The sequence below is a fragment of the Bradyrhizobium zhanjiangense genome, assembly GCF_004114935.1.
GTDB lineage: Bacteria > Pseudomonadota > Alphaproteobacteria > Rhizobiales > Xanthobacteraceae > Bradyrhizobium > Bradyrhizobium zhanjiangense.
In genome coordinates, this window is record NZ_CP022221.1 from 4,128,947 (window position 1) to 4,150,919 (window position 21,973).

The 21,973-nt window shown below is 60.2% G+C and carries 25 protein-coding genes and 4 pseudogenes; 19 read left to right on the forward strand and 10 right to left on the reverse strand.

The features are described from left to right. Positions 1–249: 249 nt before the first annotated feature. A complete protein-coding gene (locus tag XH85_RS19515; RefSeq protein WP_128933092.1) occupies positions 250–3,606 on the forward strand; it encodes an adenylate/guanylate cyclase domain-containing protein in 3,357 nt (1,118 codons plus the stop codon). A 94-nt stretch (positions 3,607–3,700) separates the two neighbouring features. Here the strand turns inward: XH85_RS19515 and XH85_RS19520 are convergent, their stop codons facing one another. Further along, positions 3,701–4,099: a hypothetical protein gene (locus XH85_RS19520; protein WP_338025656.1), complete on the reverse strand. Its 399-nt coding sequence runs from the start codon at positions 4,097–4,099 to the stop codon at positions 3,701–3,703. Between the two features lie 197 nt (positions 4,100–4,296). On the opposite strand from XH85_RS19520, the pseudogene XH85_RS46740 reads away from it, so the two are divergent. Further along, positions 4,297–4,498 (forward strand): annotated as a pseudogene (locus XH85_RS46740) (hypothetical protein). A 264-nt stretch (positions 4,499–4,762) separates the two neighbouring features. Here the strand turns inward: XH85_RS46740 and XH85_RS19530 are convergent. The 3 genes and pseudogenes from XH85_RS19530 to XH85_RS48075 all read right to left on the reverse strand — a co-directional run. Then, positions 4,763–4,996 carry a hypothetical protein gene (locus XH85_RS19530; protein ID WP_128933093.1) on the reverse strand — a complete coding sequence of 78 codons (234 nt, stop codon included), beginning with the start codon at positions 4,994–4,996 and terminating at the stop codon, positions 4,763–4,765. Further along, positions 4,930–5,151: pseudogene (locus XH85_RS48070) on the reverse strand (Ku protein); the annotation flags it as partial. The gene XH85_RS19530 and the pseudogene XH85_RS48070, both read right to left, overlap by 67 nt. Before the next feature lie 182 nt (positions 5,152–5,333). Further along, positions 5,334–5,585, reverse strand: a pseudogene (locus XH85_RS48075) (Ku protein); the annotation flags it as partial. Between the two features lie 401 nt (positions 5,586–5,986). On the opposite strand from XH85_RS48075, the gene XH85_RS19545 reads away from it, so the two are divergent. After that, entirely contained in the window at positions 5,987–7,144 is a 1,158-nt protein-coding gene (locus XH85_RS19545; RefSeq protein WP_128933094.1) for an MFS transporter, read from the forward strand. 752 nt (positions 7,145–7,896) lie between these two features. On the opposite strand, the gene XH85_RS19555 is transcribed toward XH85_RS19545, so the two are convergent. Beyond that, positions 7,897–8,118 (reverse strand): hypothetical protein, encoded by a 222-nt coding sequence (locus XH85_RS19555; protein ID WP_128933095.1) that lies wholly within the window; start codon positions 8,116–8,118, stop codon positions 7,897–7,899. On the opposite strand from XH85_RS19555, the gene XH85_RS19560 reads away from it, so the two are divergent. From XH85_RS19560 to XH85_RS19600, 11 genes and pseudogenes are all read left to right on the forward strand, one after another. Continuing rightward, complete coding sequence (locus XH85_RS19560; protein ID WP_128933096.1) at positions 8,117–8,296, forward strand: hypothetical protein; 180 nt, start codon at positions 8,117–8,119, stop codon at positions 8,294–8,296. The two genes, XH85_RS19555 and XH85_RS19560, sit on opposite strands and share 2 nt — an antisense overlap. Before the next feature lie 134 nt (positions 8,297–8,430). Next, on the forward strand, positions 8,431–8,907 hold the full coding sequence (locus XH85_RS19565) for a DUF3833 family protein (RefSeq protein WP_128933097.1): 477 nt from the start codon (positions 8,431–8,433) through the stop codon (positions 8,905–8,907). Positions 8,908–9,894: 987 nt separating this feature from the next. Next, positions 9,895–10,875 (forward strand): annotated as a pseudogene (locus tag XH85_RS48280) (PAS domain S-box protein); the annotation flags it as partial. A gap of 368 nt (positions 10,876–11,243) precedes the next feature. Then, positions 11,244–11,531, forward strand: coding sequence for an ATP-binding protein (locus XH85_RS48285; RefSeq protein WP_476727234.1), 288 nt, complete (start codon positions 11,244–11,246; stop codon positions 11,529–11,531). Positions 11,532–12,006: 475 nt separating this feature from the next. Further along, entirely contained in the window at positions 12,007–12,216 is a 210-nt protein-coding gene (locus tag XH85_RS19575) for a hypothetical protein (protein WP_128933098.1), read from the forward strand. 5 nt (positions 12,217–12,221) lie between these two features. Next, the gene (locus XH85_RS47390; RefSeq protein WP_256477621.1) at positions 12,222–12,344 is read left to right on the forward strand and encodes a hypothetical protein; all 123 of its coding nucleotides are present in this window, start codon (positions 12,222–12,224) and stop codon (positions 12,342–12,344) included. 192 nt (positions 12,345–12,536) lie between these two features. Then, the gene (locus XH85_RS19580) at positions 12,537–13,190 is read left to right on the forward strand and encodes a glycosyltransferase family protein (protein ID WP_420837898.1); all 654 of its coding nucleotides are present in this window, start codon (positions 12,537–12,539) and stop codon (positions 13,188–13,190) included. Continuing rightward, positions 13,130–13,573 carry a histidine kinase dimerization/phosphoacceptor domain -containing protein gene (locus XH85_RS19585; protein ID WP_245474164.1) on the forward strand — a complete coding sequence of 148 codons (444 nt, stop codon included), beginning with the start codon at positions 13,130–13,132 and terminating at the stop codon, positions 13,571–13,573. The genes XH85_RS19580 and XH85_RS19585 overlap by 61 nt, the downstream gene beginning before the upstream one ends. Beyond that, positions 13,574–13,768, forward strand: a complete 195-nt coding sequence (locus XH85_RS19590; protein WP_128933100.1) for a hypothetical protein — start codon at positions 13,574–13,576, stop codon at positions 13,766–13,768. It begins immediately after the preceding gene. 54 nt (positions 13,769–13,822) lie between these two features. After that, a complete protein-coding gene (locus tag XH85_RS19595; RefSeq protein WP_128933101.1) occupies positions 13,823–14,032 on the forward strand; it encodes a hypothetical protein in 210 nt (69 codons plus the stop codon). A gap of 860 nt (positions 14,033–14,892) precedes the next feature. After that, positions 14,893–15,102, forward strand: coding sequence for a hypothetical protein (locus tag XH85_RS19600; RefSeq protein ID WP_128933102.1), 210 nt, complete (start codon positions 14,893–14,895; stop codon positions 15,100–15,102). Between the two features lie 345 nt (positions 15,103–15,447). Here XH85_RS19600 and XH85_RS47395 read toward each other — a convergent pair whose 3' ends face one another. Continuing rightward, complete coding sequence (locus XH85_RS47395; RefSeq protein WP_256477619.1) at positions 15,448–15,573, reverse strand: hypothetical protein; 126 nt, start codon at positions 15,571–15,573, stop codon at positions 15,448–15,450. Next, positions 15,570–16,154, reverse strand: a complete 585-nt coding sequence (locus XH85_RS19605) for an ATP-dependent DNA ligase (RefSeq protein ID WP_128933103.1) — start codon at positions 16,152–16,154, stop codon at positions 15,570–15,572. The genes XH85_RS47395 and XH85_RS19605 overlap by 4 nt, the downstream gene beginning before the upstream one ends. Before the next feature lie 268 nt (positions 16,155–16,422). Here XH85_RS19605 and XH85_RS45215 point away from each other — a divergent pair, with 268 nt between their 5' ends. Together XH85_RS45215 and XH85_RS45945 are read left to right on the forward strand one after the other, a co-directional pair. Further along, a complete protein-coding gene (locus XH85_RS45215) occupies positions 16,423–16,599 on the forward strand; it encodes a hypothetical protein (protein ID WP_164940605.1) in 177 nt (58 codons plus the stop codon). A gap of 62 nt (positions 16,600–16,661) precedes the next feature. Continuing rightward, the gene (locus XH85_RS45945; protein ID WP_164940606.1) at positions 16,662–16,856 is read left to right on the forward strand and encodes a hypothetical protein; all 195 of its coding nucleotides are present in this window, start codon (positions 16,662–16,664) and stop codon (positions 16,854–16,856) included. A 264-nt stretch (positions 16,857–17,120) separates the two neighbouring features. Here XH85_RS45945 and XH85_RS19610 read toward each other — a convergent pair whose 3' ends face one another. From XH85_RS19610 to XH85_RS19620, 3 genes are all read right to left on the reverse strand, one after another. Continuing rightward, the gene (locus XH85_RS19610) at positions 17,121–17,378 is read right to left on the reverse strand and encodes a hypothetical protein (protein WP_128933104.1); all 258 of its coding nucleotides are present in this window, start codon (positions 17,376–17,378) and stop codon (positions 17,121–17,123) included. Next, positions 17,375–17,761: a hypothetical protein gene (locus XH85_RS19615; RefSeq protein ID WP_128933105.1), complete on the reverse strand. Its 387-nt coding sequence runs from the start codon at positions 17,759–17,761 to the stop codon at positions 17,375–17,377. Before XH85_RS19615 ends, XH85_RS19610 begins: the two co-directional genes overlap by 4 nt. A 389-nt stretch (positions 17,762–18,150) precedes the next feature. Next, positions 18,151–19,041: a LysR substrate-binding domain-containing protein gene (locus tag XH85_RS19620; protein WP_128933106.1), complete on the reverse strand. Its 891-nt coding sequence runs from the start codon at positions 19,039–19,041 to the stop codon at positions 18,151–18,153. A gap of 205 nt (positions 19,042–19,246) precedes the next feature. Between XH85_RS19620 and XH85_RS19625 the strand changes: the two genes are divergently transcribed. From XH85_RS19625 to XH85_RS19635, 3 genes are read left to right on the forward strand one after another with little or no spacing between them, the layout of a single operon-like run. Next, a complete protein-coding gene (locus tag XH85_RS19625; protein WP_128933107.1) occupies positions 19,247–20,581 on the forward strand; it encodes a C4-dicarboxylate transporter DctA in 1,335 nt (444 codons plus the stop codon). A 22-nt stretch (positions 20,582–20,603) separates the two neighbouring features. Continuing rightward, a complete protein-coding gene (locus tag XH85_RS19630) occupies positions 20,604–21,104 on the forward strand; it encodes an ureidoglycolate lyase (RefSeq protein WP_128933108.1) in 501 nt (166 codons plus the stop codon). A gap of 27 nt (positions 21,105–21,131) precedes the next feature. Further along, entirely contained in the window at positions 21,132–21,971 is an 840-nt protein-coding gene (locus XH85_RS19635; RefSeq protein WP_128937340.1) for a bifunctional allantoicase/(S)-ureidoglycine aminohydrolase, read from the forward strand. Positions 21,972–21,973: the final 2 nt, after the last annotated feature.

A 21,973-nucleotide genomic window follows, 5' to 3' on the forward strand; every position in this document is an offset into this window, starting at 1 on the left:
CACTTCATAATTCTTGTCGAGCCTGCCGGCTTAAGCTTGTAGAGACAACGCTCGGGAGGCAACGATGACACCCGGCTGGCTCATTTTCCCTGCGAATATCGCCTGTATCTACTTCCTGACCATCGTGAGCTTGATCATCCTTGGCGCTTGGTAGGCAGCTGACGAGAGAATCTTCAGAGAGCGCGCTCTGAAGATTCGTCCCTAGACCGACGTGCACTCATGTAGGTCAGCAATTCGATCGGGTGCGGCATGGATTGCCCGAGTTGCGGCAGAATCAACCCAGAGGGAAAGAAGGTCTGCGGCGACTGCGGCGCGCCGCTATTCCTTCGCTGCTCGGCGTGCGGGGCAGACAATCCGCCAGGCAAGAACTTCTGTGGCGACTGTGGCGCAGCACTCACGCTGCGAGTAGCAGCAGGGGCGGGCGCACCGACGTCCATCGTGGCACGGGTCGCGGAGCGCTTGAGCTTGTCACCCGCACCAAGTTCTTCCGCGGAGCGTCGCCAGCTCACAGTGATGTTTTGCGACCTCGTCGACTCGACGGCACTTGCGACAAAGCTCGATCCAGAAGATCTACGAGACATAATCGCCGAGTACCGCGATAGCGTAGCGGCAGTCGTCCGCAAATACGGTGGCACCATCAGCCGCTACATCGGCGATGGCATGCTCATCCTGTTCGGCCATCCTTCAGCGCATGAGGACGATGCCGAACGCGCCGTGCGCGCTGCGCTTGAGATCGCCGCGCCCAGGCACGCGTCGGGAGCCCCACCTGAGTTCGAGCTGCGGGTTCGCCTTGGGCTCGCGACTGGTCTCGTCATCGTAGGTGACCTTATCGGCAGCGAAGCTGCAGAGGCACAGGCGGTCCTTGGCGAGACGCCGAATCTGGCCGCTCGACTCCAGGCCCTCGCCGAGCCAGATGGAGTGGTAATCGCTGAGGACACGCGGCGGCTCATCGGCGGGCTCTTCGACTACGAGGATCTCGGCGCGGTCACGCTGAAGGGCTTCGCCGCGCCAGTGCAAGCCTGGCGGGTGCTGCATGAGGGAACAGCGGAAGGCCGCTTCGAGGCGTTGCACCCTTCAGTCCTCGCCCCGCTGGTTGGGCGTGAGGAAGAACTCGCGCGGCTGGAGCGGAGCTGGCGCCGTGCGCGGGCGGGTACCGGTCAAGTAATATTGCTAGTCGGCGAGGCGGGGATCGGCAAGTCGCGCCTCGTTGCGGCTCTCCAGGAGCGTATCAAGCGCGAGCCGCACACCTGCTTGCGCTATTTCTGCTCGCCACGTCATCAGGAAAGCGCGCTCTATCCCTTCACCGCACAACTCCAGCGAGCGGCTGGTTTCGATCGTGAGGACACACCGAGGGCAAAACTCGACAAACTCCGAGTGCTACTATCCCCCGCATTGCCATCCGACGAGGACGTGGCGATCCTGGCCGAGCTGCTGTCGATCCCGAACGGTGATCTGGACCTGCCCGTTATCGTTACGCCGCAAAAAAAGAAGGAGAGAAGCTTCGCCGCTCTGGTTCGCCAGCTTGAAACTCTCGCGCAAAGACATCCAATCATGGTCGTGTTCGAGGACATGCAATGGATCGATCCGAGCTCGCGCGAGCTGCTGGACCGAACGGTCGATCGAGTAGCGAGCCTACCGGTTTTGGTCCTGATCACCTGCCGCCCCGAGTTCCAGTTGGTATGGACCGGAAAACCGCACGTCAGCTTGCTCGTGCTGAACCGGCTTGACCAGAACGCGGGCGCTGCGCTGATCCGGAGCGTGGTTGGCACCCGGACGCTGCCGACCGAAATCGTCAATGAAATTGCTGAACGAACGGATGGCGTGCCGCTGTTCGTCGAGGAGTTGACCAAAGCGGTGCTCGAAACGAGCCCCGAGGGGGCTGCGCGAGCCATCTCTTTCGCGCCCCTGCCCGGACTTGCTGTGCCGGCCACATTGCATGCTTCGTTGATGGCGCGGCTCGACCGTATCGGTCCGATAGCTAAGGAGGTGGCGCAAGTCGGCGCGGCCATTGGCCGCGAGTTCTCCTACGATCTGCTTGCCGCGATCGTACAGCGGTGTGACAACGAGCTGCAAGCGGCGATCGATCGGCTGATCAACAGCGGGCTCATGTTTGGGCGTGGCGAACCGCCCGACGCCAATTTCTTGTTCAAACACGCACTGGTCCAAGACGCGGCATACGGCACACTGTTGCGCGGCCAACGCCGCGAGTTGCACGCGCGGATCGCTGGCACGCTTGAGGAGAGGCTCGCTCGGGGCATCCAAGAGCAACCGGAGATTCTCGCCCACCATTGCGGGCATGCGGGTCTGATCGAAAAGGCGGTTTCCTATTGGCAGAAGGCTGGTGAGCGTTCCAAGGCTCGATCGGCAATGACGGAAGCAATCGTGCAGATGCGAAAGGCGCTCGATCTGCTATCCCATCTGCCGGATACCCCCGAACGCCAGGGTACCGAAACGGACCTTCAACTCGCGCTCGGCGGCGCATTGATCGCCGCAAAGGGCCATGCGGCCGAAGAGACCGGCAGGGCCTACGCCCGGGCGCGCTGCCTCTGCGAGTCACTGAACGACACGCCGAACCTGCTCAAGGCGCTCTGGGGCGAGTTCGTGCATTATCACGTGCGCGGTGAAACGGACCGATCGCATCGCATCGCCGAGGACCTGCTCGATTTGGCAGGACGACAAAACGACGCGGCCATTCTTGTCGCCGGTCATCGGGCAGTCGGCGACAGCTGGCTTCATCGCGGACAATTGGCCTTGGCGCGTACCCATCTTGAGCGGGGGCTCGCCCTCTACGATCCGGAGCAGCAGCGCTTTCTGACGGCTCTGTTCGCAGAAAACGCCCGCGTAGCGATGCTTTCGTTCCTGTCGCTGACGTGTGGCCTACTTGGCTTCGCCGATCAGGCGCGCGTGCAGAGCAGTGACGCTCTGTCAGAGGCGCGCGATTCATCACACCCAATCAGCCTCGCATTCGCGCTGAGCGTTGCCTGCCGATTGCATTTCGTGCTCGATGATGCGGATATGGTTAGGCGACGGGCGGAGGAGCTAGTTGCGCTCACCACCGAGCAGAGCTTTGCCTTCTTTCTCGCGATGGGGACGGCATATCGCGGCTGGACGCTGGCCGAAGCCGGCGACGCCGAAGCCGGGGTGGACCTACTGCGGCGCGGTATCGAGGGATTCCAGGCGTCGGGCGCAGCATGGACCCTTCCGTTCTACCTCGCGCAGCTCGCGGCAGCCGAGGCAAGGGCGGCACGATTTGAAGCCGGGCTCGGCCAACTATCCGATGCCTTGGCATTAACCGAGAAATTGGGGGTGCGATGGTTCGAGGCCGAGCTGCATCGGCGACGAGGCGAGTTGATGCTAATGGCTCGGCCGGGCGCCGCGGCCGAGGCGGAGATCGAGTTTCACCACGCCATTGCGATTGCTCGTCAGCAGGAGGCGAAACTCTGGGAACTTCGGTCTGCCGTCAGTCTCGCCCGGCTCTGGCGTGATCAGGATAAGGTTGACGAAGCACGCGGTCTTCTCGCGCCGATCTACGGTTGGTTCAACGAAGGCTTCGACGTTCGCGACTTGAAGGAAAGCAAGGCACTGCTGGAAGATCTCTGGGCGTAGACAGTTTCTGAAGGCAAGACGGACGGACTTCGTCTAGCACGTCAGGCCAATCTTGCGATAATGTCATTTCAGCGGGACTCGGCCAGACCTGCGTTCAGGCGGAATCCGAACCAAAGAGACCGTCGTCAGTGCCTCTCTTCCGGCAGCACTCGGGACAAGTATCGCCGATCCCGTCCAGAACTTCCGCTACCGCGATGGCGGCCGCCTCTGGCGAGACCCCGGGCGGCGGCATCTCTCGAGCAATCTCGATCGCGCGATGATGAGCATGCGGATCCGTGCGGTCCTGCATCCAACCATGCTCCTCGCACTCGCGAATGGCGCCAACTTCCAACAACACCGACCGAGCCCAGCCCTCGATCGTGCGATAAGCAAGGCGCCGCTCCCGGAACATCAACATCACGAACTCCTTTGACGCGGAAGGAATCGCCATCCATGCCCGTTGTTCCGGCGCATAGCACAGAGCGGTATCCGAAATGCGCAGAGCCTTGTCCACCTGTTCCAGTGAAAGGTCTGTGGACAGCTATTGTCCGATTTCATGAGCTTCCCGTGTTCGCAGGCTTGGCGCTAGCTGAAGTCGCGGAGCGTTGCACATTTGCAACCCGCGCAGACGTTCGAGGTAGTAAGCTGCTCGATCAGAGTGATCGAAGCATATTTGGTGTTTACTTCGACAGGCATTAGCGGGGGCGAAAAATGTTTGATGTCTATCGCAATGGGAAGCGTGACTTGCTCGTTCTAAGCACAGGCTCCGCGATACCCGGGGCTTACTCTGCAAATAAGTGGCGCAAGAGCAGAAAAAAGAATTCTCAAAGTAAGCGACGAGATTAGGTCAACGGTTCAGCGACAAGGGTATTACGTTCGTAGCTTGCGGGCCACGAAGAAGGGGATGATTTAGTTCGACGTCGAGCGCTACTTGGCCAAGTTGCAGCCGATGCCCGGCGTATTGCGCAGCCATTGTTCGCCGAATTTCGATAGCGTTCTCGACGCAACTTGCATGCTACAATAGCGGCTGCTCGCAACCTCGTAACCGTTTGTCAATCGCTTTGGCATAATTCTGAACACGGACATTCTACAGATGGCCGGCGTGGTCATGGCTGGTATGGCAAGCCTAGTCCGAGTTGGCCTGTCCTGTTGTACTCGCGTAAAGCTGTATTTTTCATCATCTCTTTTTTTGATTGCGTTCCGGCAAAGCAACGCCGACTCGCGAATAGAGAGTTGCGACGATGATGTGCTGCGCGAGCTTCATCATTTCGGACGGCAGCTTCATTTCCGGAATTTCGCTGAAATAGTCCGCCTCATTTCGGATGTCCTGCGCGAAGCGCAGCGTCACGCCGAGAAGGCCGCGACCTGCCGGTTCGAGGAGAACTGGCCGCTCGCGCGAGGACGGCACCACGCGCGCAAGCCCGACAACGCCTCCCGGCTCATTGCGTCTCGAATCACCGCAAACGATTCTTGACTGATCTCCTCCCGCGGCACGATGTAGTACGGCTTCTCAAAATATTGCGCATCGATCTGCCCTGCGGGAATGAAGCGTTCGATCTGGATCGTGCGCGTATTCTGCGGCCGCGGGCGAAGGACAGTTTCCTCCTGTTCCCCGTCTTCATCCTCATAGTCGCAGGCGCTTTCGTCGGCCTGGTCGCCAAGGCGGCGGGAGCGGTTGGCGGGCTTTTACGGTGGCGTGGCGCGGTAAGCTCCTCCTCACCAGGCGCCGAGCGCATGCGTCTGGCCCGCTCAAGGTCTCGATCCTCGACCAGCAGAAACTCCTTCTCACCGACCTCATACCCCGGCGCCTTGTCTGTTGCATCAACGGTTTGGCCTGTGACTGAATCGATCAGTCTGTGTTTGAGGCGATGGCCCGTTCGGCGGTTGACCTGCCGAAACGAGATACGCTCGGCCGCCGAGATTGCGGGATAGAGTGCAATCGGACATGAGACGAAGGACAGCTTCAGATAGCCCTTCCTGTAGGGGCGGGAGGCCGGCACCGGAAACTCCAACGCAACAGGAGTATAAACGCCAAGCTGGTAGGCAAAGACCGCGGAATTAATGGCCGGAATGGACGGGAGTTTCAAGCGCTTGAGAATCGTCCCGCGTGTCGGCGGGATGGCATCGCTCGAAGTCCCTCTGATCAGGGTCTCATGCTAGGTCCTTTCGTTCTGAGCGAAGTAGGGGTTGGTCGGCATGACTGACCTACAGTACTCGTTCGGGGGAGTGCTGGCACAACAGAGACGGAGGCGACAGTTCGCGAGCACGGCGTGCGGATCCGAGTTGATCCGAGTGGTCTGTGCGGGCCAACTTCGCTTTGGGAGCCAGTCCTCCGATCTGACTTGCGCCTTGGCACCAGCGTTCGCACGCATGCAGGCTATAAAGCAACCGATAGGACCCTGTGCGCATTCCCGCACCAATCGCCTATATAGTCCTCTACGTCGCCCTCTACGCGGCGTTCGGCGCCGCATCTCCGTTCTGGCCAAAATTTTTCGAAACGCGAGCTCTGGCGTCTCACCAGATCGGTCTGATCCTGGCTGCCGCAATGCTGACGCGGCTCGTTTTTGGACCGTTAGTTGCTATGCTGGCAGATCGGCTCGGGTCATTGCGCCTCGTGCTGGCGGGCTGTGCTGCCGTGGCGGCCGCAGCAGCCGTCGCATTGCTTTGGGCCGATAAATTCTGGTTCTTGCTTCTTGTCGCGTTGGTTCAGGCTGCCGCTCTCGCCCCCACCACCTCGATCGCTGATGCTTTATCGGTCAATACAGTGAGACCTCGGTTGGCGGGAAGGCCATTCGAGTATGGGTGGATACGGGGGGCTGCCTCCGCGGCTTTCGTTCTGGGAACACTGATCGCCGGACAACTCGTAAGCCCGCCCGATCTCACTCCGGTTATCTGGATGAACGCCGCCTTCCTGGTCGCCGCCGCTGGCGCCACTGCACTGCTACCTGGGCAAGCCCGATCGCAGAGGTCGCCATCCTTTGTTGTGTCAGAGATGAAAGCCCTGATCAGCGTATCGCAGTTTCGCATCATGATCATCGCATCGGCTTTGATCTATGGCAGTCATGCCGTGCACGATGCATTTGCAGTGATCAGGTGGAGCGATGCGGACATCAGCACCTCGGCAATTAGCTTCTTGTGGTCGGAATCGGTGCTTGCTGAAGTGTTGGTGTTCATGCTGGCCGGTCCAGCGCTCCTGGATAGGTTTGGCGTACGTGGCGCGGCTATCTTGGCAGCTGCGGCCGGAATCGTCCGCTGGTCCGTAGCAGGCGTGACCACCTCAGTGTTGCTGCTCTCGCTGATACAGCCGTTGCACGGACTAACGTTCGCTCTGCTTCATCTCGCTTGCATGCGAATGATGGGGACGCTGGTCGCAGCAAGCGTCGCCGCAACTGCTCAATCTCTCTATGCGTTTGGCTCGGGGTTGCTAACGGCAGTACTAACCTTCTTGTCCGGCGAACTGTATGCTTCCTATGCCGGGGCGGCGTTCTTTCCTATGGCGGCGCTCTGTGTCCTGGCACTCCCATTCGCCTGGTTTGGCTTCGCCAATGGGAGGGGCTGATCCTTCGGTCGAGCGAACGGGGGAGGAGCCGTCGGTGTACGCACCGCCGAAACGCAGAATTCGAACTGCGTCTCATGCCTCGGCCAGTTCGGCGTTCGGGCGAAATCCTGTTCGAGCCAACTGACGTCGTCTGCAACGGCATCTCATGCTCCGTCGAAGGAGACGGCAGTCTAAAAATCTACACTGACAGCGACGTAGCCTCGAATTTTCAGCTTAGTTGCTGGCTTCGTGCGGGCCTTGCAGACAGGTGTCCCGATCCATTAGGCACGCCCTGAATCTCCGATACGGCACAACTTTCGCCGATGCCCAAGCGAGGACCGTGGCGGCTCAACCAAGGAGTCGAAACATGAAACCGGTCGGTGCGAACCTTCTGGCTACCTCCAGCGCGCGATTCTCGCAGCATCCAGCGCGATCTTTTGGGAAAGCATAATATCTCCGACCGGCAGATTACCACGCGGCATGAAACACAGGCCGCGCGTAGGGCGGCCCTTTTCGTCGATCTCGCAGACGTTCGTCGACGCGCCCGCGTAGATCCGATATTGCCTGCCAGTGTCGCCACCGATGACCTCGAAATAGCCCTTTCCCGCGAACTGTGCACGCTGGGCCGGCGATAGCCACGTCCGCAAGAGCTGCAGCGAGCGGCCCTCCGGAGTTCTCTCGGCGCCGTGTCTGATGAAGAGAGCCCGAACGGCTCTCGCCCGCCGGCGTTCATGTCGGCGAGATTATCTGAAGCCCAACATGACGCGGGCCGATCACCCGCCGACCAGCCTAGGGAAGAAGACGGTTTCTTCCGCGTTCGGGTCAAACGATCGCATTTGCGAAACTTGACCCGGACCCGTCCGGACGGCCGCGGTGAAGCCGGCATCGGTCAGTTCGTAGAACCGCCGCTCCCCCTTCGCGAGCTCTCGTGCGTCGTCTGGATTGAAAAAGTGACGGCTGTCACCGGTGCTGTCCATCACGATCTGGATCGCCATGATCGTCTTCCTCGGAATGATGATGGCTAAGGACTTGATCCAAGTATCCGCCCGAAGTCGCGAAGTTTCAAGACAAGAAGAGGTCATCGCAACGCCGGTCTTGCCCAAAGAAGGCTATGCCGGTGACGCCTGCGATAAACCCGGCATCAACAGTGAACCGATTGCCGAGCGGTATTAACTCCGATCGTATAAATGCAAGGGCGGGCTGTGGATGGTTGACCGCTCCGAGCGGAGCATGTGCCGGAGAGCCAAGTAGGAACCAGCCGGAGAAAGGAGATTTAGTGTACTAGATGCATTTCGAAGGGTTTACCAATGGCGATCGATGCTTTTAGAGGAACAACGCCGCTGTTTCTTCCCGAGCGTTTTTTCATCGGGCGGCTAGAAGGTTGGGCAGTGCTCGAAAGTCTAGTTGGTGGACTACTGAAGCGCGCAACGATTGCTGGTCACGGCGAACTAGATGCGGACACGGATACAGTGCTGTTCGTCGAGTCATACACATTTGACGATGGTCATAGTGATACTCTGCATTGGACGTTCCGAAAGGGTGAGGAAGGCAAGTACACCGGCTTGGAAAACCGACTGGAAGGTGAAGCCATTGGGGAGCAAGCTGGTTGCGCATTCCATTGGAAATACACGCGCGATACACCGCAAGGGGACGGCAAATCGCTCAAGTTGAATTTCGACGATTGGTTTTATGGAATCGATGAACGAGCTTGCATAGTCCGCGGCCGTGCTGGCCGTGCTGGCATCCCGTTTGCGACGGCGCACGTTACTTACCATAAGCTTTAGCTTCGCTGGTGTCCGCCACTGCCACAGGGAGAGCGGGTGAGGACTCAGGGGAGATCGAACCGCGAACGCGTGGGTCGGCAACTGATGGCCAGACGTTTCCGGATATGGAACGCCGGGTACGGCTGCAACGACGGCGTAGTCCTGGCGACGCTGCAGAATTGCTCGTGGAGCACCTCCGCTGGCCGATGCGCTCAAACTAAATCGTTCCTTGTTGGTGACCTCTAGGCTACGAACGAAATACCGTTCTGGACGCTTGGCCTAATTTCGTCGCTTATTTTGCGGATTCCGCTTCTGCTCTTGCGCCAGTTGTTTGCAGAGTAAGCTTCGGGTGTCGTAGCTCCTGTGCTTAGAACGGGCAATTCCCGCTTGCCATTGTGATAGACCTCGAACACTTCTCGCCCCCGCTCATCGTATCGAAGTAAACGCGAAATATGTTTCAGTCATTCTGATCGACCAGCTTACTACCTCCAATGGCTGTGCGGGCTGAAAATGTGCAACGCTCCGCGACTTATGCTTCGGCGGCATTGTCATGACCTCGGAATAAACAGGCGTCCCGGTCTGCCGAGCTTCTCAAGACGGGTCTCGACGTTGAGCATTGGAACCTGCTCGGGATCAAAGCCCTCAAGCTCAACCCAGCCTCGCACCGCCCTTTCTGCGGGACATCCTGGTCGAGGCTGTGATAAGCTGCTTTTCAGCGCGCCTTGGCCGGGCCGGACGAAGATCAGCGTCCTTCTCAGTGGCTTGCCTGACGGCGGAGTCCGGCAATTTGGCCCGCCTTTTCGGCTCGGCGCTGATAGCGATAGTGGCTTCCAGGTCCAGCGGGCATGTCGAGCGAGACTTTTGCCCGAAATGGCGCCGGGCGCGCCGATGGCAAGCGAAAGGCTATCCTGGCCGCGTTGTCCGCGGCGGGCCACTCGGTGAGGTCAACCGTTGCTCTACAACTCTATCCAAGTACCTTCTGAAATCATCCATAAATGGCAAGAGGTCGTGGATGTGCTTGCCGAGATCATGCACGTTCCTTCTGCTTTGATCATGCGAGTAGAGCCGCCCAACATCAAAGTTTTCGTATCCAGCGAGTCCAAAGGGAATCCCTACGAACCGAATGAACTCGCACCCCTTAACACGGGGCTTTATTGCGAAACCGTGATGAAGACGTGCCAACCTCTGCTCGTTCCAGACGCCCTTCGCGACGAAGCGTGGAAATCAAACCCTGACATCAAGCTGGGGATGATTTCCTACCTTGGGGTACCGATCAGTTGGCCCGATGGCGAGGTATTCGGAACGATTTGCGTTCTCGACAACAAAAGCAACGAGTACAGCAAGCCCTACCTCAGACTCCTGCATCAGTTGCGCGACGCGGTGCAGATTGATTTGCAAAGGTTAGCGGCACAGCACAGACAGCTCGAAGAACGTGAGACGAAGATCCGGCGTCTGGTCGATGCCAACATCATCGGAATCTACATCTGGGAGCTCGATGGTCGGCTCCTTGAGGCCAATGATACGTTTCTGCGTCTGGTGGGATACGATCGCGAGGATCTTATCTCGGGTCGTGTGCGCTGGACGGACCTCACGCCGCTGGAATGGCGAGATCGCACCGCACGCGCCCAGGAAGAATTAAAGAGGACTGGCGCGGTGCAACCCTTTGAGAAGGAGTACCTTCGCAAGGACGGCAGCCGCGTGCCCGTGCTGATCGGCTCGGCGGCGTTCGATGAACAGCGAGACCAAGGCGTCGCGTTCGTGCTCGATCTGACCGAGCGCAAGCGGGCGGAAGCGGAAGCCCGCGAAAACGAGCGGCGCTACCGCGAAGCGCTGATGGAGCTCGCGCACGTCAATCGCGTCACGACAATGGGCCAACTGACGGCTTCGATTTCACACGAAATGAAGCAGCCGATCGGGGCGGTTGTCGCCAACGCAGAGGCTGGGTTGAACTGGCTTGATGCTCAACCGCCAGAACTGAATCGGATTCGCCAGACGCTTGGTTGGATAATAACTGATAGCCTGCGAGCCGGCGAGATCATCGGTCGGATCCAAGGGCTTATCAAGAAGGCACCTCCGCGGCGAGAGGAAATGGAGATCAACGCGGCAGTGCTTGAGGTCATAGCTCTGACCCATGGCGAAGTGGTGAAGAACGGCGTCTCGGTGCGGACGCACCTCGCGGAGGGCTTGCCGCTCATTCGAGTAGATCGGGTCCAACTGCAACAAGTGGTCCTCAACTTGATCATCAACGCCGTCGAAGCGATGAGCGCCGTCCGCGAGGAGCCGCGTGAGTTGCTGATCAGCACCGACAGAGATGCCCTGAATGGCGTGCTCGTCAGCTTGCGAGATTCGGGCCGGGACTGGATCCGGCGAGCCTTGAGCACGTCTTCGATCCATTCTACACGACCAAGCCCAGTGGCATGGGCATGGGATTATCAATTTGCCGTTCAATCGTGGAAGCGCACGGGGGACGCATATGGGCGGGCGCCAATGAAACTCGGGGTGCCGTTTTTCAATTCAGCCTGCCTCTAGAGCGAGAGGAGACCAGTTCCACTGAATACGCTGGCCAATGCCGGCGGTCCGAGAAGGCGGATACGGATCGCGAAAACGAGAGCCCGTTCTACGCGACGGCGGATGTCCCTACCTAGATCCGCCGCCCCGCGCTGGCGTCAGGCTGCGCGGTAGGGGTAGACCAGCACAAGCGGAGCCTCCACAGGGGGCGGGCGACGCCCAACTAAGCCGTGCAGTCGCGGTTCTATCCGGGACATGAATATCCGGTCGGCTTACTCATTGGCAAAGCGGGGGCAACGCGAGTCAGCAATTGGAGGCACGCCCCGGTTCGCCAGCGCAGGCCTTTGTACTTCAGATCGCAGTTCGTGCGCCTTCGGCGCGTGACATCAGGACGATCCAGCCTCTTGATGCGGCTCGCCTTCAGGACTCAGCACGGCTTGGTCGAGCCTAACGCCGCCGAGCCGCTCGCGAGCGCGCGCGGGCGAAAGCGACCTGATAGACCTACCGAGCGCTTCTCCGCCAAAGGTATCGAAGCTTCGGGAAACACCGGAAACTTTCGCCATCGCGTTGAGTTGGCAGCTTCGACTGGGTGCGATCGCTTGGAGCGGGAGGATGGTCGACGAAGTCACGGTGAGAACGGCGGCAGAGACGGCCTGGACCGTATACCGGGCGGCGCACCCTGACGTCGACGTTCAGGACAGCCGCCGTTGCCTGCTTGAGCGCTATCTGCAAAGGAGACGGGAAGAGCGAGAGAGCGATGCCGAAGAACTCGCCAGCTTCGGGATAGCCTACCTGCACCAGCTTCCCGAGGACGAATGTTGACGGGCATGAAGATGCTCGTCGCGCGCGTGGTTCGCGAGAGCACAAGGCCCGGTTGGACGCTGCTCGCGATTTCATACCTTATTTCCGCGGTCATCGTGATTGCCCTGCGGTTCGTGATCGGGGCCTAGCCGATGCGGATCGCCCAGCTTGCTCCGTTGGCCGAGAGCGTCCCCCGAAGCTTTACGGCGGCACGGAGCGGGTGGTCGCCTGGCTGGTCGATGGACTGATCGAGCTCGAACACGACGTCACCCTGTTCGCAAGCGGGACTCCAAAACGAAGGGAAAGCTCCACGCCACGCGCGCTACGCCTGGGGCGGAGGGATGCGGATCCGAACGCCGCCTGCGCGCTGCCGATCGAGGCCATCGCCGCGCGCGGTCGACTTCGACGTGATCCACTCCCACGTCGACTGGCTGCCGCTTCCGGTGCTGCGGCGGACGGAAGTCCCGTTCCTCACGACGATGCACGGCCGGCTTGACCTTCCAGGTCTCTCCGATGTGATGGGGGCTTTTCCGAATGCGCCATTCGTCGCTATTTCCGACAACCAGCGTCGGCAGCTTCCGGACGCCAGCTGGATCGCGACGATCCGGCACGAGCTGCCCAATGATCTGTTTAGGCCGTCCTACGAACGTGGTTCGTACGTGGCCTTTCTAGGGCGTCTGACGGCGGACAAGGGACCGGAAGCCGCCATACGCATCGCACGCGCCGCGCGGCTACCGCTGCGGATCGCCGCCAAGATACCTCGCGCGGAGACGTCCTACTTCAAGAAGAACCTCGAACCTCACATAGATGGCCAGAAGATCCAGCTCGTGGGCGAAGTCGACGACGCGAAGAAGCAGCCTTTCCTCGCGAACGCAGCGGCCCTGCTGTTTCCGATCGATTGGTCGCCTGCGCCGTGCTGCAGATGGCCCTGCAGATGCAGACCGGGGCAGCGGGATATTTCCTGCTCCTCCCGGGCGTGTTTCTGTCGGGCCTGATCTTCGACCGCGGCTCCGGAATATTCGCAGCGATCATTGCCATCGGCGTCGGCGCTTACCTCAGTTACGCCGGCAGTAGCGGCATCGATTATATTTCGACCAACGCCCTGTTCGCGACCACCGCAGCCGGAACGGCCACCGTCGCGGAATTTCAGCGCGCGGAATTGCGGCGGGTCATGCTGGCGGACAAGACAAAGGCCGTGCTGCTGCAGGAGATGGCGCATCGGACCAAGAACAACCTCGCAATCCTCGGCGGGATGATCCGGCTGGAGGCAAGGCACGGCGGGCCGGAAGTCGCGGCCGCGCTGGAAGCCACGGCGCGCCGGCTGCAGGTGATGGCGGAGGTCTACGATCACCTCTCGCTCAAGCAGGATTCGCGCTAGGTGAACATGCGCTACTTCCTGAACGACGTCGTCGAGAAGGTCTTCCAGTCCTTGGCTCCGTCTGGACCCATCGCTTTCCAGGTGGTCTGCGAGGACGTCTACCTGGCAAACAACCACGCGCTCGCGATCGGCATGATCGCGCTTACATCGAGGGCTTTCATTGATAGGCTGTGCGGCCGGCATGTCCGCTCTTGATGCTGTGGACGGCTCCTCCACCGGCACGAGAGTGCCAAGGTATGGGCGCCGTTTTTGCGCAGCCTGTTCACGGCCGGCGCACTCGCCGTGATCCGCTATGCCAAAATCCATGGAGCGGGGCGTCGACCCTGGCTCTCCGCATTGCTGGCGCGGCGAGCAACTAAGGTCGCTGCCATCGCGCTTGCCAACAAACTCGCCAGGATAGCCTGGGCGATGATGGCGAGGAACGAACGCTACAAGGAACCCGCCGCTCTCATGGCGTAAATGAGATTACGCCGGACATGCCGGTGTGACGTAACGGTTGCAAGGGCGAACAGCACCTATGCAGCGCCGGTCGATCCGGCGATCAGGACAACCCACAAGGGCCACGGCATCTCCGAATGCGTGCTTTTGAACGGGACCTGATCCGCGGAGGGCATTATGGCCAGCGGTCACGTGAACCGCGCAAACAGGCCGAACACATGGCCGCTCCGACCAACGCCGCAAAGTGAAGATTCTCCTTGCCAACCAGGAGCCGTCCACACATGGGCCCTTAGCCGAAGAAGGCTAAGGCCATCGCGGTGTCAGCTGTCGGGGGTACAGCGGCACGACAACGGACCCGCCGGTTCACGCTGGCGGGCCTTCTACTTGATCCCGTGCCACGTCCGCTCCCAGCGAGCGGAGATCGGCGCCCGTTCAGCATCGCTGAGCGGCCGGCGCGCGAACATCTCTGTTGCCTCTCTGGGGCTCTTGGCCCGCAATTCCAACGCTACCACCACGACCATCGCGGCCGGCTCATCATCCGGGAATGCCCGGATGTACCGCTCTGCGCGACGCCTCCTTATTGCTCTAGTGATAAATTCTAGCATCTCAAGCCTAGGCTAGAGTGACCCAAGAAACTGCTAGATCAACAGCAACACCACAATCACCAGCATGGCGTAGACCGTTCTGCGGCCGATCCGGTTCATTCTAGAACCTCATATTCGAGCGCCACGCTCTCGGGGGCATTCTCCTCGAACCTCGGTCTGCAGGACTTCGGCGTACATACCTTAGTTTATTGTCACAGTGTTTTCCAATTCTCACCAATTTTGCGGGTCAGCAAACGAGCGCAAATGCGAACAAGGAGACTTACGGGGGACACATTTGTGGCCATCAAAAATGTCGTCATTCCTTTGGACGATGAATATCTGCAGAAGGCAGCAAAGGAGCGCGGAATCTCCCGCTCCAAGCTTGTGCGATTTGTTATGGAGAAGGTTGTGAGCGACGAACTCGTTCCCGCTATTCTCGGAGAGGGCGACTTGTCGAACGTTGAGCCGCCTCCGCAAAAGTATCGACGCTTTCGGCATCCAGCATAGGCGTGACACTCGATCCAACACAAGCGCTCCTAGGCTACCGCACCTACCAAGGGACAGCCGACCTTGGACGATCATCATCTGGAGCAACTAATTCAGTGGCTGGTCACAATGCTAATGGGGCAATCGATCGTGCGTTGCACGAGGTGCAGGCCGCGCGGCGTGATCTCACCTTAACCGCCTTCAGCGTGCGGCAGGCAGAAGCTGTTCGCAGAATAGATAGAGCCCAAGCCAGGCTTGCTAATCTGTGCAGTCCCGGAACCGCGGGGCATACCGGCCTTCTCACGACAACGCGTCCGTCACGCGATCCATAGCGGGATGACTGCGGCGGGCCACTATCCGACGCCCTCATTCCAGCACATCGTACTCGAAGGCGACGCCTTCCGGATCGTTTTCATCGAGCCAAGCCTGAGCGATTTCCTCGGTGGCAAAGACCTTCAGATCCTTACCTTGATCGTAAATCCAAACCGTCACAGTTCGCGCTCCATCGCGGGGTGACTACGGTTCTTGACCTTGATCCAGAATTTTTGCCGCCCGCCGCGGTAAGGCCGATCGCGATGTTTGGAGACCAGGCCCTCTAGGCCCATCCGGCAGGCCGCCCGAAAGAGGTCAGGGCCGATCTCGCCGCGCTCGAATGGTGCCACCGTGATCCCGTCCGGCCGCCGCGCCAATAGCCTCTCTAGGTTTGTCTTCCGGAGGTGTAGAGGCAGAGCGCGCAAATCGTCGCCGCCCATCGCGAGAATATCGAAGGCGTAAAGCTGGACTTCGTGATCGTGCCTGCGGGAATGAAGCGCGTTGAAATCGGAGATGCCGTCAACACCCAGGATCACGGCCTCGCCGTCGATGACGAATTGCTTCTGCCGGTTCTTCAAAGCAGCTTCGACAATCCAGGGATAGCGGTTGGTCCAGTCGCTGCCGTTTCGGGAAAACAGACGCACGCGTTCGTTCTCCCGGATGACTAGCATCCGGTAGCCGTCGTGCTTCACCTCATGAATCCAGTCCGGCCCGTTTGGGACCTGCTTGCTGGCGATCGCCAAGCAGAGCTCGTATGCCATACGCAGGAAGATGAAATAGACGCAGACGCCGGAAAAAGCGAATCCGATAGCCGCCCGACGAAAAGGCCCCAGCGCTGAGGGAGGAAAGCTGAGGCCTTCGCGCGCTATCCTGAGGAGGAGACTCCACAGGGAGAAATCAGTTCCTTTCTGAATGTTCCTTCATGTGACTCAAAAAACCTGCCTCACGCGTTACAAGGTTCCTCCGCTGGAACCATTAACGCGCATGTTAGTTTTGCCTGAGGTGGCGTGGACGGTCGTAGAGGCGACCATGGAGCAAAAGCACGAATTGCAGCTCCTATCCGCTGAAGAGTTGCGGGCGTTGCGGAAAGACGTCGACGCGACGCCGGCGCGCACCCCTATCAAGAGAAAGAGCATGCTCGAAAAACGCCTGCAGCAATTGCTGCCGCGTCAGGTGGAAAGCCGAGCCAGGAGCGTCGAAACCTAGAGCGAACCGGAGATCGCGATGCCTAAGCAGATTGCGATTGCCCTCTGGTCATTGGCAGCTGCTTGCGTGCTGGCATTCAGTTTGGCGGCGATCGTTTCTTCTCACTGACCGCTCAAGAGATCGCAAACTGCCTCTTTCATGTTGATGCCATTGCGGCTACCTATTTTGAACACGTCAGCCCATTTCTACTTTCCCCGATCTGGGACAGCCGTCGAATCGTCGAATGGCGGATCAAAGGAGAAAAGGGGGGCAATTAAACGCGTGTTCGTAATCGTGGCTGCATTGGTGGCTGTTACATCGGCGGCTCATGCGCGCGGCCCAGGAGGAGGATTTGGTGGGGGTGCCTCCAGCTTCTCGCCGGGTCATTCGTTTCAGAGCAATGGTCCCGTTTCCGGGTACCATGGCGCATCGGGTTATTCTCCCTGCCACCAGATGCGCTTGAACGGCTCCGGTAGCGCCGAGCAGCGGGCTACGCGCCCGGTAAGCTCAAGCGTTAGGCACAAGAATACGCGGAGGCCGCCTCAGTTGGCGGCCTCTATCGTCAAGAAACGGACACAGGTGCCGCTCTCGTGCAGCTCGAGCCAGCCGCGTTCGACGGCATACCTGATGTCGGCGCCAAACTCCTCGCCGGTGGCCTTAAAAGTGTACAGGAACGGCGCGTTGATCTTCTCGATATGAATGCGGCCGTCTTGGACGGGTTCGATGCTGGCGGCGAGCTCGACCAGCTTACGGCCGGCGGCTTCCGGGTCGGCGTAGGGGCGTGCCTCGACGTGTTTCATGCGCCGTCCCGGCAAGCCAGCACGTGGTCCAGCTTGGCCTCGACATCGCGATCTCGGAAGGCGCTGCCGTCGCTGGGAAGAGGGATGTACTCGAGGAGAACGTGCAGCAGATCGTTCAGGTCCCGATTGCGCTTGGCGCCGAGCGCGATCTGTTCCGCAACGTATCGGGCGTCCTCCAGCGAGAGCTCGCGAACATCCCTGAGGCGAAGCGTCTTCTCCTTTCTGCGGATGTACCAGATCGGCTTGTGTGGCGTGATGCGGATCGTCAGTCCTTTAGACTTGTCGTCTCCCAGCTCAACGACGGTGCGAGCCAGCCGCTCGTCTTCGCTCATGGCGACAGCGTCGTAGAGATGGTCTTCCGTCAACCGGAGCGACTTGCGCAAGAACTTCGGCGGGGGCGTCGGGAGGGCCAACCTTGTACAACGTTCATACAAAACAGCCATAAAAATAACCCCCGCGTTCTTGGAGCGTTCCCAAACGCTATTGTTGCAGTATAAACAGCAATATCAATAACTTATTAACGCCGGGTCATCGCGCTGGAGAGGGCAGGGATTCAGCCTTCCAAGCTGAATACGAGGGTTCGATTCCCCTCACCCGCTCCAATGTTCTCAACAGCTTAGGCGTTTCATTCCGGCACGTCGCCCTTCGCCGACGACCAGCGGCATTTGCCCCTGTGCCTTCGGCATGACGGCCATACGTGGTCAAAGAAAATTATCGCAATGGTCTGAACAGGCCCCGCCGCTGCCGGCATGTTCGATGACGTGGACCTGGCTCAGGCTCTTCGGTGGTTGAGGTAGCGAAGCGCGAGCCTGATGAAATTGTGCACCACCATCGACGTCTCGTCCTCCCTGAACACCAGAAACACATCGGCCGTGGGGGGCGAGGGCCTGATCGGGCGAAATACGATGTCGGTGGTTGTGAACCGCGCAATCGACTGCGGCACGAGTGCCACACCAAAACCTGCGGCAATCAGACTTGGGATCGACTGGGCGTCGACGACTTGCTGGGAAACCTTTGGGAGGAAGCCGGCGTCGACACAGCACTTCTGCACGTAGCGGGCGAAATCCGAGCTGCCCGGATCCAGGACGACGTGATCCTCGGAGGCGAGATCACCGAGGGCGATGCGCTTGCGGTGCGCCAGCCGATGGGTGCGGGGCACGGCGAGGACGACCTCTTCGCGCCACGCCAGCTTGCTGGTCAGGTCGCGCTCCGCGGGAATGCCGCGAATGAGACAGATGTTGGTGGTACGGCCAAGGAGCGCGGCGATCTGCAGCGCCGGCGCCTGCTCATGCACGGTCATCTTGACCTGCGGAGCGACCTTCCGGTAGGCCGCGAGCAGCTCGGCGAGACGCCCGCGCAAGATCGAGCCGGTCGCGCCGACATCCAGCGTTCCGACCAAGCCGGCGCCTATCGACCGGACCTCGTCTTCGGTGGCTTTGACTTGCTGCAGGATCGCGCGCCCACGCACCAGCATGGCTTCGCCGGCCTGCGTCAACTCAACCCTGCGGCTGGTCCTGTAGAGGAGCTGGGTCCCGAGTTCGGCCTCGAGTGCCTGGATATGTTGGCTGAGCGGCGGCTGCGAGAGGTTCAGCCGTCGGGCGGCGAGGGTGAAGCTGCGCTCTTCGGCAACCGCGATGAAGTACCGGAGCTGGCGCAGATCCATAGCGAAACCCTATCAATCGTGTCGTTCTATATATTGGACTTGGCAGCGAGGCTGGTCAACGAATGACCGGCGGAGACCTCGCGCGTGCTGCCGCGACCGAATGGCTCCGTCCGCGGCGACTTCGCGTCGCCGCCAACGATAAGAGTGGCGAAGGCTAAAGGCCGACCAAGCCAGACAAATGGAAGCCCAGCGAGCGAGGAAAGCCATGCCCAAGATTTTCAAGTCACTCTTCTTCCAGGTGGTCGTTGCACTCGCGGCCGGTATCGCTCTCGGCATGGCCTATCCGGACACCGCGCTGCAGATGAAGCCCCTGGGCGACGGCTTCATCAAGCTCATCAAGATGCTGGTGCCCGTCATCGTGTTCTGCGTGGTGGTGCAGGGAATATCAGCGGCCGGCGACCTTTCAAAGGTAGGAAGGGTCGGTATTCGCTCGCTGCTCTATTTCGAGATCGTCACCACCATCGCCCTGATGTTTGGCATTGCGCTTGCTTATTATTTCCAGCCCGGCGCCGGAATGAACATCGATCCGAGGACGCTGGACGCCAAGGCGCTCAGCGGATTCAGCCAGACCGCGGCTCAGGTCGCCGGCGGGGGCGTCTCCGAATTCCTGATGAAGCTCATCCCGTCGACCATTGTCGGTGCCTTCAGCTCCGGCGATGTTCTGCAGGTCCTGATCGTGTCGATCATGTTTGGCTGTGCCATGTCGTTGTGCGGCGAGCGCGCGAGGCCAGTCGTCGATTTCGTCGAGCGGGTGAATGAGATCATCTTCAAGATGATGAACTTCGTCGTCCGGCTCGCCCCGCTCGGCGTCTTCGGCGCGATCGCCTTCACTGTCGGCAAGTATGGCATCGGTTCGCTCAAGCAGCTCGGGGGACTGGTTGCCCTGTTCTATCTGGCAGTGTTCTTCTTCGTGGTCCTCGTGCTCGGCGCGATCATGCGGCTCTCGGGCTTCAGCCTGTTCAAGCTGCTCGTCTATCTGCGTGAAGAGCTGATGATCGTTCTCGGCACGGCCGCAGGCGACAGCGTGCTTCCGCAGACCATGCGCAAGCTCGAACAGCTCGGGATCAAGCGGTCGACGGTCGGTTTGGTCATCCCGACGGGGTACTCATTCAATCTGGATGCCTTCTCGATCTACCTGACCTTGGCGGCGGTCTTCATTGCCCAGGCGACGAACACACCGCTCGCCACGGGCGACCTCCTGGCGATCCTCGGCGTCGCGCTGCTCACTTCCAAGGGAGCTCATGGCGTCCCGGGCTCGGCCATTGTCGTTCTCGCGGCGACGCTGGCTGCCATTCCGGCCATCCCGGCGATCGGACTGGTGCTGATCCTGTCGGTGGACTGGTTCATCGGCATCGCCCGCGCGCTCGGCAATTATGTCGGAAACTGCGTTGCCACGGTCGTCGTCGCCTCGTGGGAGGGGGACCTCGATCGCGCGAAGGCGCATCGCATCCTCGATGGTGAGGTCGTTCCTTCCAGCGAGGACGTGCAGATCGATCCGGCCGGCGCGAACGCTCCCGTCGCGGGTCTGCAGACGCTTTGAGCGCAGAGGCATTCGGTTGACGATGGCGATACTCTCGATTGAGCCGTTGACGAGACAGGCGTTCGCTCCGTTCGGAGAGGTCGTCGAAACGGAAGGGTTGACGCCCCTGTCGATCAACCAGGGCTATGCCGAGCGCTACAACGAACTCGCCACTATCGATGTCGGCGCCGAAGGCGGACAAATCAACATCAGCTGGTTTGTCGCCTCTGCGCGGCCCGCGCCGATCGCCATTCGCCTGATGGAGCGCCATCCACTTGGAAGCCAGCTGTTCATGCCCTTGAATGGAGGGGACTGGCTGGTCGTCGTCTGCACGGACCCGCACACACGATCGAGCTATCGGGCGTTAGCCGCCAAGGGCAACCAAGGCGTGAACTATGCCCGAAACTGCTGGCATCACCCGCTTCTGGTCCTCAAGGACGCAAGCTCGTTCCTCGTCGTCGATCGAAAGGGTGGTGGTGACAATCTCGAAGAATATTGGCTGGACGAGACGATGCAACTCGATCTCAGGACAGCCGCAAGCTGACCCCGGTAACGTCCACGAGGCTTGATGATGTCATCGCAAACCTATCACATCCCGCAAGGGGGCCTTCCGCCCCAGACGGATCTTCTGAGTGGCCGGGCGGTCTTTACGAATGCCTACGCCGTCATTCCCAACGGCGTGCAGCGCGATATCGTCGTCAGCCACCTGCCGCACTGGGACGACACGCGCGTCTGGGTCCTGGCGCGACCGCTGTCCGGATTCGCCGAGACGTTCTCCCACTATCTCATGGAGCTCGCGCCGGGTGGAGGAAGTGAAGTTCCCGAGCCGGACAAGGATGCCGAGGGCGCGTTGTTCGTCTTGGGCGGCCAGTTGGTCCTCACATTGGCGGACAGGGAGCGTGAGCTCAGGCCCGGCGGCTTCGCCTATCTGCCACCCGGCTGCGCCTGGAGCATTCGCAACCGGGGGCAGAGCCCGGCGCAGCTTCATTGGATCCGCAAGCTGTATCAGCGCGTGCCAGGATTGGCCGAGCCCGAGGCGATTGTGACACATGCAGACTCGGTTGAACCGGTCGCGATGCCGGGCACCGAGGGAAGGTGGGCAACCACGCGCTTCATCGATCCGGCCGACATGCGGCATGACATGCACATCAATATCGTCACGTTCGAGCCGGGTGCGACGATCCCCTTTGCAGAGACGCACGTCATGGAGCACGGATTATATGTCCTCGAGGGCAAGGCCGTGTATCGTCTTAATCGGGACTGGGTCGAGGTCGAGGCCGGAGACTATATGTGGCTGCGCGCCTTCTGCCCGCAGGCCTGCTACGCAGGAGGTCCCGGTCGGTTTCGCTATCTGCTCTACAAGGACGTCAACCGGCACATGAATCTGCGGCAGGGAGCTCCGCTGATCTGACC

Coding starts and splice junctions, on each gene's coding strand:
- XH85_RS19575 (WP_128933098.1), top strand. CDS start 12,007: ATGGTCGACGAAGTCACGGTGAGAACGGCGGCAGAGACGGCCTGGACC.
- XH85_RS19635 (WP_128937340.1), top strand. CDS start 21,132: ATGTCATCGCAAACCTATCACATCCCGCAAGGGGGCCTTCCGCCCCAG.
- XH85_RS19620 (WP_128933106.1), bottom strand. CDS start 19,041: ATGGATCTGCGCCAGCTCCGGTACTTCATCGCGGTTGCCGAAGAGCGC.
- XH85_RS45215 (WP_164940605.1), top strand. CDS start 16,423: ATGGAGCAAAAGCACGAATTGCAGCTCCTATCCGCTGAAGAGTTGCGG.
- XH85_RS19580 (WP_420837898.1), top strand. CDS start 12,537: ATGCGGATCCGAACGCCGCCTGCGCGCTGCCGATCGAGGCCATCGCCG.
- XH85_RS19565 (WP_128933097.1), top strand. CDS start 8,431: ATGGCGATCGATGCTTTTAGAGGAACAACGCCGCTGTTTCTTCCCGAG.
- XH85_RS19630 (WP_128933108.1), top strand. CDS start 20,604: ATGGCGATACTCTCGATTGAGCCGTTGACGAGACAGGCGTTCGCTCCG.
- XH85_RS19625 (WP_128933107.1), top strand. CDS start 19,247: ATGCCCAAGATTTTCAAGTCACTCTTCTTCCAGGTGGTCGTTGCACTC.
- XH85_RS19610 (WP_128933104.1), bottom strand. CDS start 17,378: ATGAAACACGTCGAGGCACGCCCCTACGCCGACCCGGAAGCCGCCGGC.
- XH85_RS19605 (WP_128933103.1), bottom strand. CDS start 16,154: ATGGCATACGAGCTCTGCTTGGCGATCGCCAGCAAGCAGGTCCCAAAC.
- XH85_RS19515 (WP_128933092.1), top strand. CDS start 250: ATGGATTGCCCGAGTTGCGGCAGAATCAACCCAGAGGGAAAGAAGGTC.
- XH85_RS19560 (WP_128933096.1), top strand. CDS start 8,117: ATGATCGTCTTCCTCGGAATGATGATGGCTAAGGACTTGATCCAAGTA.
- XH85_RS19555 (WP_128933095.1), bottom strand. CDS start 8,118: ATGGCGATCCAGATCGTGATGGACAGCACCGGTGACAGCCGTCACTTT.
- XH85_RS47390 (WP_256477621.1), top strand. CDS start 12,222: ATGAAGATGCTCGTCGCGCGCGTGGTTCGCGAGAGCACAAGGCCCGGT.
- XH85_RS19585 (WP_245474164.1), top strand. CDS start 13,130: ATGCAGACCGGGGCAGCGGGATATTTCCTGCTCCTCCCGGGCGTGTTT.